Genomic DNA, 1358 nt, shown 5'->3' with positions numbered 1-1358 from the left:
TGGGGTGTGCGGCCGGATGTGGTGTGTGGGCATTCGGTGGGGGAGTTCGCTGCCGCGTATGTGGCGGGGGTGCTGTCTTTGGAGGACGCGGCGCGGTTGGTTGCGGCGCGGGGGCGGTTGATGGGTGCGCTGCCGCCGGGTGGGGTGATGGTGGCGGTGCAGGCGGCGCAGGCCGATGTCCTGCCGCTGCTGGAGGGTTTCGAGGACCGGGTGAGTATCGCCGCGGTCAACGGCCCCGCCTCCGTCGTGGTGTCGGGTGAGGAGCAGGCCGTCGCGGAGGTGACGGCCGGGTGGAGTACCAAGCGGCTCGCGGTCTCCCACGCCTTCCATTCCCCGCTGATGGAACCGATGCTCGCCGCGTTCCGCGCAGAACTGGAGTCGGTGTCGTTCGGCGTGCCGTCCATCCCGTTGGTGTCCACGGTGACGGGCCGGCTGGTGTCTGCCGGTGAGTTGGCGGATCCGTCGTACTGGCTGCGGCAGGTGCGGGAACCCGTCCGCTTCGCCGATGCCGTCGAAAGCCTCGCCGAGGAGGGCGTGAGCGCATTCGTCGAAGTCGGTCCGGGCGGGACACTCGCCGCCCTGGCGAAGGAGATTCTGCACGAGGAAGCCGTGGTTGTTCCCTGCCTCCGGCCGGGCCGTTCCGAGGACATCGCTGCCGCCTCCGCTCTGTCCGAGCTGTTCGTGTGCGGCGTGCGAGTCGATTGGGACGGACTCTTCGCCGGGAGTGGTGCTCGTTATGTCGATCTGCCGACCTATGCCTTCCAGCGTCAGCGTTACTGGCTGGACAGCAGGGCGGGTTCGGACGACCTGACCGACGCGGGCCTCCGAGCGGCGGATCATCCGCTGGTGCGAGCGGCAGTGGCGGCTGCCGACAACGGGAGTGTGCTGCTGTCCGGTCGGCTGTCGTTGGCCGAACACCCATGGCTGGCGGATCACGTGGTGATGGGATCGGTCCTCGTACCGGGCACCGCGATGATGGACCTCGCGCTGCGTGCCGCGCAGGAGGTGGGGTGCGAGCGCGTCGAGGAACTGACCTTTGAAAGCCCGCTGGTGCTGCCCGAGCATGCGGGCCTGCAACTCCAGGTCGTTGTCGACGGCAACCGTGCGGTGCACGTGTACTCACGCCCGGAAAGCGCCGAGCCATCCGACCCGTGGACCCGCCACGCCACAGGAGTGGTCTCCGCAGCAGGAGCCCCGGTACCCGTCGATACCGGTTCCTGGCCTCCTGCCGGTGCCGAACTGGTCGAGGTGGAGGGGCAGTACGACCGGTTCGCAGAACTCGGGTTGGTGTATGGGCCGGTGTTTCGTGGGTTGCGGGTGGTGTGGCGGGTTGGGGATGAGGTGTTTGCGGAGGTGGC

At 68.7% G+C, this 1358-nt stretch carries 1 protein-coding gene; it reads left to right on the top strand.

From position 1 onward, the window contains the following. Window positions 1-36: 36 nt before the first annotated feature. Window positions 37-1358 (top strand): acyltransferase domain-containing protein (locus ACSNOC_RS27720; RefSeq protein ID WP_436750327.1); only part of this gene is annotated, 1322 nt, incomplete at its 3' end.

This window comes from Streptomyces sp. URMC 129, from assembly GCF_051386415.1.
GTDB lineage: Bacteria > Actinomycetota > Actinomycetes > Streptomycetales > Streptomycetaceae > Streptomyces.
Note: the sequence above shows the minus strand (reverse complement) of the source record. Positions and strands in the feature narration are given on the sequence as shown.